Genomic DNA, 7,290 nt, shown 5'->3' with positions numbered 1-7,290 from the left:
ATCATGGCTGGCGGCACCGGGGGCCACGTGTTCCCGCCGCAGGCCTGCGCTCGCGGACGGTGAAATCTGCCGTCGGCCTCGGTATGCTGCTGGCCGAAGGCATTGGCGATACCATTCGTATTTCCCTGGCCGCCGACCCGGTCGAGGAAGTGAAGGTCGGTTACGACATCCTCAAGTCGCTGCACCTGCGTTCGCGTGGCATCAACTTCATCGCCTGCCCGAGCTGCTCGCGGCAGAACTTCGATGTGGTCAAGACCATGAACGAGCTGGAAGGGCGCCTGGAAGACCTGCTGGTACCGCTGGACGTCGCCGTGATCGGCTGCGTGGTCAACGGCCCGGGTGAAGCCAAGGAGTCCCACGTCGGCCTGACCGGTGGCACGCCAAACCTGGTGTACATCGATGGCAAGCCGGCACAGAAACTGACCAACGACAACCTGGTGGACGAGCTGGAAAAGCTCATCCGCCAGAAAGCGGCCGAGAAGGTCGAAGCCGACGCGGCGCTGATCGCCCGTGGCTGACACACAGATTCGTAAGGATTTTTCGTGAGCAAATCGCTGCAAGCCATCCGTGGCATGAACGACATCCTGCCCGAGCAGTCGCCGCTGTGGCGCTACTTCGAGGGCACCGTGGCCGGCCTGCTGGACACCTACGGCTACAGCCAGATCCGCACGCCGATCGTCGAGTTCACCGAGCTGTTCAAGCGCTCGATCGGTGAAGTCACCGATATCGTCGAGAAAGAGATGTACACCTTCGAGGACCGCAACGGCGATTCGCTGACCCTGCGTCCCGAAGGCACCGCCGCGTGTGTACGTGCCGTGCTCGAGCATGGCATCACCGGCAATGGCCAAGTGCAGAAACTCTGGTACATCGGCCAGATGTTCCGCCACGAGCGCCCGCAGAAGGGCCGCTACCGCCAGTTCCACCAGATCGGCGTGGAAGTGTTCAACCTCGATGGCCCGGACATCGACGCCGAACTGATCCTGCTGACCTGGCGCCTGTGGGGCCTGCTGGGCATCCAGGATGCGGTCAAGCTGGAGCTCAACAGCCTGGGCACCAGCGAAGCCCGCGCCCGCTACCGTGACGCGCTGGTCGAGTTCCTCTCGGCGCGCCTGGAGCAACTGGATGAAGACAGCCAGCGCCGCCTCAAGAGCAACCCGCTACGTATCCTCGACAGCAAGGACCAGGGCACCCAGGCGGTGCTGGTGGGCGCGCCGAAGCTCGAAGATTACCTGGACGAAGCATCCCGCGTGCACTTCGAGGGCCTTAAGGCCCGTCTGGAAGCCGCCGGTATTCCGTTCGTGCTCAACACCAAGCTGGTGCGTGGCCTGGACTATTACAGCAAGACCGTATTCGAATGGGTCACCGACAAGCTCGGCGCCCAAGGCACCGTGTGTGCGGGCGGGCGCTACGACGGCCTGGTCGAGCAGATGGGCGGCAAGCCGACGCCGGGCGTGGGCTTCGCCATGGGTATCGAGCGCCTGATCCTGCTGCTCGAGACCCTGGGCAAGGTGCCTGAATCGATCAGCCGCACCGTCGATGTCTACCTGTGTGCCTTCGGCGAGCAGGCGGAGCTTGCGGGCCTGAAACTTTCCGAAAGCCTGCGCGACCGCCTGCCGGGCCTGCGCCTGGCGGTGAACGCCGGTGGTGGCAGCTTCAAGAGCCAGTTCAAGAAGGCCGACAAGAGCGGCGCGCTGTACGCGCTGATCCTCGGCGACGACGAGCTGGCGCAGCAAGTGATAGGTTTCAAGCCCCTGCGTGGCCAGGGCGAACAACAGAACATTGCCTGGGATGCTCTGGCCGAGCACCTGGACGCTGCTTTCGCGCAGGCGTGAAGCGGTCAAACAGCCGAATTGCTGAATAAGGAGTATTGGGGTGTCGAGTACTGATGATGGTGACCTGGCTGCGGCCAAGGACTGGTGGAACCGCAACGGCAAGCCGCTGCTGACCGGTGCCTTGCTCGCCGCTGCAGTGGTGATGGGCTGGCAGGCCTGGCAGAAGTACCAGAGCAACCAGTCGCACGGCGCCTCGGTGCTGTACCAGGCGTTGCTGGAAACCACCCTGACGCCAAGCGGTGAACCTGATGCAAGCAAGGTCGCCGAGCTGTCCGGCAAGCTCAAGAATGAGTTTGGCGGTACCGCCTATGCCCAGTACGGCAGCCTGTTCGTCGCCAAGGTCGCGGTCGACAGCGGCAAGCTGGACGACGCTGCCGCCGAGCTCAAGAGCGTGTTCGACAAGCCGGCCGACGTCACCCTCGGCGAAATTTCGCGCCAGCGCCTGGCCCGCGTGCTCGCGGCCCAGGGCAAGGCCGAAGAAGCCCTCAAGCTGCTCGACGGTGATGCCGACAAGGCGTTCCTGGCCAGCCGCGAAGAATTGAAGGGCGACCTGCTGGTGCAGCTGGGTCGTGCCGACGATGCCCATAGCGCTTACGAAAAAGCCAAGGCCGCGCTGTCCGACGACGCCGCGATCGGTACCTTGCAGCTGAAGCTGGATGACCTGGCCAAAGGGGACGCCTGAAGTGATCGGTTGGAAACAAGCAGCAGTGCTCGCCCTGGCCGTGCTGGCCGCGGGTTGCAGCAGCAACAGCAAGAAGGAACTGCCACCGGCCGAGCTGACCCAGTTCACCGAGGAAGTGGTGCTCAAGAAGCAGTGGAGCCGCTCGATCGGCGACGGCCAGGGTGAGACCTACAACACCCTGGTACCGGCTATCGAGAACGACCGCATCTATGCCTCCGACGTCAACGGACTGGTCTTTGCCCTCGATCGCCTCAATGGCGACGTGGTGTGGAAGAAAGACCTGGAGCTGCCGGTGTCCGGCGCGGTCGGCGTGGGCTATGGCCTGGTCATGCTTGGCACCCTGAAGGGCGAGGTGATCGCCCTGGATTCGAGCACTGGCGAAGAGCGCTGGCGCTCCCGCGTCACCAGCGAAGTGCTGGCGCCGCCTGCCTCCAATGGCGACATCGTCGTGGTGCAGACCCAGGACGACCGCCTGATCGGCCTCGATGCCACCACTGGCGACCGTCGCTGGATCTACGAAAGCACCCCGGCGGTGCTGACCCTGCGGGGTACTGGCGCGCCGATCGTCACCAATCGCCTGGCGGTGGCTGGCCTGTCCACCGGCAAGGTTATTGCGGTGGACACCCAGAACGGCGTGCCGGTCTGGGAAAGCCGCGTGGCCATTCCGCAGGGCCGTTCCGAACTGGACCGTGTGGTGGATATCGACGGCGGCCTGCTGCTGTCGGGTGAAATCCTCTACGTCGGCACCTACCAGGGCCGGGTTGCCGGCCTTGACCTGGAAAGCGGCCGCGTACTGTGGCAGCGCGATGCCTCCAGCTACGTCGGTGTCGCCCAGGGCTTTGGCAACGTCTACGTCAGCGAAGCCTCGGGCACCGTCGAGAGCATCGACGAGCGCTCTTCCAGCTCGTTGTGGAGCAACGACACCATGGCTCGCCGCCAGCTGTCGGCCCCGGAAGTGTTCTCCAGCTACGTAGCGGTAGGTGACTTCGAAGGTTACCTGCACCTGCTCAGCCAGGTCGATGGTCGCTTCGTCGGCCGTGAGCGTATCGACAGCGATGGCCTGCGCGCCCGGCCCCTGGTGGTCGGCGACACCATCTACGTCTTTGGCAACAGCGGCAAGCTCGAGGCACTGACCATCCGCTGAAGCTAAGCTTGGGGTCTGATGGCCCCGAGCTGCGGCGCATGAAGCGCCGCCCGAACTCCGGCCGCTGCCCTGCAGCGGCCTTTGCATTTTCAAGAATTCAAGAGTGGAGAGCCGCATGGTTCCCGTAATCGCCCTGGTAGGACGGCCGAACGTCGGCAAATCCACCATGTTCAACCGCCTGACCAAGACCCGCGATGCCATCGTCGGTGACCTGTCGGGCCTGACCCGTGACCGCCAGTATGGCGATGCCAGCTGGCAGGGTCGTTCCTACATCCTGATCGACACCGGCGGTATCACCGGTGACGAAGTGGGCATGGACGAGAAGATGGCCGAGCAGTCGCTGATGGCCATCGAGGAAGCCGACTACGTCTTGTTCCTGGTCGATGCCCGCGCCGGCATGACCGCTGCCGACCAGATGATCGCCGAGCACCTGCGCAAGCGGAACAAGCAGGCGATCCTGGTGGCCAACAAGATCGACAACATCGACGCCGACGTAGCCCGCGCCGAGTTCTCGCCGATGGGCATGGGCAATGCCATTCCGGTGGCAGGCTCCCAGGGTCGTGGTATCAACGCCCTGATGGAGGCCGTGCTTGGCCACCTGCCGCGTGATGCAGAGGACGAGGCCCTCGACCAGGACGTGGCCGAAGGCGAAGAGGCCGTGCGCATCCCTGGTCCGAGCGAGAAGGATGGCATCAAGATCGCCATCATCGGCCGCCCCAACGTGGGCAAGTCGACCTTGGTCAACCGCATGCTCGGCGAAGAGCGCGTGGTGGTCTACGACGAGCCGGGTACCACCCGCGACAGTATCTACATCCCGTTCGAGCGCGATGGCGACAAGTACACCTTCATCGACACCGCCGGGGTGCGTAAGCGCGGCAAGATCCACGAGGAAGTCGAGAAGTTCTCGGTGGTCAAGACGCTGCAGGCGATCAAGGACGCCAACGTGGTGATCTTCGTCATGGACGCTCGCGAAGGCGTGGTGGACCATGACCTGAACCTGCTGGGCTTCGCCCTGGAAGCCGGCCGCGCCATCGTCATCGCCCTGAACAAGTGGGATGGCATGGAGGCCGGTGAGCGCGCCTACGTGAAGACCGAGCTGGAGCGCCGGTTGTTCTTCGTCGACTTCGCCGACATCCACTTCATTTCCGCGCTGCACGGCACGGGCGTGGGCAACCTGTACAAGTCGGTGCAGGCCGCGTTCACCTCGGCGGTGACCCGCTGGCCCACCAGCCGCCTGACGCAGATTCTCGAAGATGCGGTCAGCGAGCACCAGCCACCGCTGGTCAACGGCCGCCGCATCAAGCTGCGCTATGCCCACCTGGGGGGCGCCAACCCGCCGCTGATCGTGATCCACGGCAACCAGACCGAGAGCATTCCCAAGTCGTACTCGCGTTACCTGGAAAACACCTACCGCCGGGTGCTGAAGCTGGTCGGTACGCCGATTCGCATCGAGTACAAGGGCGGTGAGAACCCGTTCGAGGGCAAGAAGAACACCCTCACCGACCGCCAGGTCAACAAGAAGCGCCGCTTGATGTCGCACCACAAGAAGGCCGAGAAAAAGCGCCGCGACAAGCGCAAGTAACTGCTGTGATGGGGCCGCATGAAGCGGCCCCATTTGTTTCAACCTTTTTCCTGACCCGTCGATCCGCTATGCTCGGGCTTCATCCCCGTGCCGGATACACCCCCCAGGAAAGAGGGCTCCATGATCCGCAGCAAATTGCCGAACGTCGGCACGACCATCTTCACCACCATGTCGCAGCTCGCCACGCAAACCGGCGCGCTCAACCTCTCCCAAGGCTTCCCCGACTTCAATGGCCCGCAACCGCTGCTCGATGCGGTGGGTCGTCATGTGAGCGCCGGCAACAACCAGTACGCGCCCATGACCGGCTTGCCGGCACTGCGTCAGCAGGTAGCGGCGAAAGTCGCGCGGTTGTATGGCGCACAGGTCGATGCCGACCAGGAAGTGACCATCACCCCCGGCGCCACGGAAGCGATCTTCTGCGCCATCCAGGCCGTGGTCCAGGCCGGCGACGAGGTGATCGTATTCGACCCGTGCTACGACAGCTACGAGCCCTCGGTGGAGCTGGCCGGTGGTCGTTGCGTGCACGTGCAACTGAGCGACGGCAGTTTCCACATCGACTGGCAGAAATTCAGCGATGCCCTGAGCCCGCGCACGCGCATGGTCATTCTCAACTCGCCGCACAACCCCAGCGGCGCGCTGATCAGCCGCGAAGACCTCGACCAGCTCGCACAGCTGATTGCCGAGCGCGATATCTACCTGGTCTGCGACGAAGTCTACGAGCACCTGGTCTACGACGGCGTGCGCCATGCCAGCGTGCTGGCCCACGAGCAGCTGTATGCGCGAGCCTTCGTGGTCAGCTCGTTCGGCAAGACCTACCACGTGACTGGCTGGAAGACCGGCTATGTGATCGCTCCTCCGGCCCTGAGCGCCGAGCTGCGCAAGGTGCACCAGTACGTCAACTTCTGCGGCGTGACCCCGCTGCAATGGGCGCTGGCCGACTTCATGGCCGAACACCCCGAGCACCTCGATGAACTGCCGGGCTTCTACCAGGCCAAGCGCGACCTGTTCTGCGACCTGTTGCAGGGCTCGCGTTTCACCTTCACCCGCACGGCAGGCACCTATTTCCAGCTGGTGGACTATTCGCATATCCGCCCAGACCTGAACGACGTCGACATGGCCCTGTGGATGACCCGCGAGCATGGTGTGGCGAGCATTCCGGTGTCGGTGTTCTACCAGCACCCCATCCCCGAGCAACGCCTGGTGCGCCTGTGCTTTGCCAAACGCGAGGAGACGCTGCGCCAGGCAGCGGTGAAACTATGCGCGATCTGAGCGAGTTGCCGAACCTGCGTATCGCCCTGGTGCAGACCACCCTGGCCTGGCACGATCGCGAGGCCAACTACCTGCATTTCGAAAGCCTGCTCGAGCAGGTGGGCGAGGTGGACCTGGTGGTGTTGCCAGAGATGTTCACCACTGGCTTTTCCATGGAGTCCGAAAGCCTGGCCGAGCCCGAGAACGGGCCAACCTACAAGTGGCTCAAGGCTCAGGCCAAGCGACTCGATGCGGTGGTCACCGGCAGCGTGATCATCCAGGCCGCCGATGGCAGCCACCGCAACCGCCTGCTGTGGGCGCGGCCGGATGGCGAGATCCTGCATTACGACAAGCGCCACCTGTTCCGCATGGCGGGCGAGCACAAGCACTACACCCCCGGCGAGCGTCAGGTGCAGTTCGAACTCAAGGGTTGGCGCATTCGCCCGCTGATCTGCTACGACCTGCGTTTCCCGGTGTGGAGCCGCGATGCCCAGGACACCGACCTGCTGCTGTACACCGCCAACTGGCCGGCGGCGCGGCGTCAGCACTGGAACCGCTTGCTGCCTGCGCGGGCCATCGAGAACCTGTGCTTCGTGGCGGCGGTGAACCGGGTGGGCACCGATGGCAAGGGGTTCGCCTATTCGGGCGACAGCCAGGTGCTGGATTTCCAGGGCGAGAACCTGCTGAGCGCCGGGGAGGCCGACGGGGTGTTCACCGTGGTGCTGCGTGCAGCGGAGTTGGCGGCGTACCGGACAAAGTTCCCGGCCAACCTGGATGCCGATACCTTCGATCTACATTGAGA

General features: G+C 64.1%; 7 protein-coding genes. All 7 read left to right on the top strand.

Features of this window, described 5'->3' with window-relative positions:
* Positions 1-518, top strand: a 518-nt coding sequence (locus tag ACQKPE_RS18040) for a flavodoxin-dependent (E)-4-hydroxy-3-methylbut-2-enyl-diphosphate synthase (protein WP_427667948.1), incomplete at its 5' end; no start/stop codon positions are given.
* A 24-nt stretch (positions 519-542) separates the two neighbouring features.
* Complete coding sequence (gene hisS, locus ACQKPE_RS18035; protein ID WP_427667947.1) at positions 543-1,832, top strand: histidine--tRNA ligase; 1,290 nt, start codon at positions 543-545, stop codon at positions 1,830-1,832.
* A gap of 40 nt (positions 1,833-1,872) precedes the next feature.
* Positions 1,873-2,514 (top strand): tetratricopeptide repeat protein, encoded by a 642-nt coding sequence (locus tag ACQKPE_RS18030; protein ID WP_427667945.1) that lies wholly within the window; start codon positions 1,873-1,875, stop codon positions 2,512-2,514.
* A gap of 1 nt (position 2,515) precedes the next feature.
* Positions 2,516-3,658, top strand: coding sequence for an outer membrane protein assembly factor BamB (bamB, locus tag ACQKPE_RS18025; RefSeq protein WP_427667943.1), 1,143 nt, complete (start codon positions 2,516-2,518; stop codon positions 3,656-3,658).
* 115 nt (positions 3,659-3,773) lie between these two features.
* Complete coding sequence (der, locus tag ACQKPE_RS18020; protein ID WP_427667942.1) at positions 3,774-5,240, top strand: ribosome biogenesis GTPase Der; 1,467 nt, start codon at positions 3,774-3,776, stop codon at positions 5,238-5,240.
* Between the two features lie 120 nt (positions 5,241-5,360).
* The gene (locus ACQKPE_RS18015; RefSeq protein WP_427667940.1) at positions 5,361-6,509 is read left to right on the top strand and encodes a pyridoxal phosphate-dependent aminotransferase; all 1,149 of its coding nucleotides are present in this window, start codon (positions 5,361-5,363) and stop codon (positions 6,507-6,509) included.
* The gene (locus tag ACQKPE_RS18010) at positions 6,497-7,288 is read left to right on the top strand and encodes an amidohydrolase (RefSeq protein ID WP_427667938.1); all 792 of its coding nucleotides are present in this window, start codon (positions 6,497-6,499) and stop codon (positions 7,286-7,288) included. The genes ACQKPE_RS18015 and ACQKPE_RS18010 overlap by 13 nt, the downstream gene beginning before the upstream one ends.
* The last annotated feature ends 2 nt before the right edge of the window (positions 7,289-7,290 follow it).

The sequence above is a fragment of the Pseudomonas sp. NPDC089554 genome, from assembly GCF_050280645.1.
Lineage (GTDB): Bacteria > Pseudomonadota > Gammaproteobacteria > Pseudomonadales > Pseudomonadaceae > Aquipseudomonas.
Note: the sequence above shows the minus strand (reverse complement) of the source record. Positions and strands in the feature narration are given on the sequence as shown.

What these genes read in the sequence shown, in the direction of transcription:
- der (WP_427667942.1), top strand. Translation starts at nt 3,774, where the DNA reads ATGGTTCCCGTAATCGCCCTGGTAGGACGGCCGAACGTCGGCAAATCC.
- ACQKPE_RS18015 (WP_427667940.1), top strand. Translation starts at nt 5,361, where the DNA reads ATGATCCGCAGCAAATTGCCGAACGTCGGCACGACCATCTTCACCACC.
- ACQKPE_RS18010 (WP_427667938.1), top strand. Translation starts at nt 6,497, where the DNA reads ATGCGCGATCTGAGCGAGTTGCCGAACCTGCGTATCGCCCTGGTGCAG.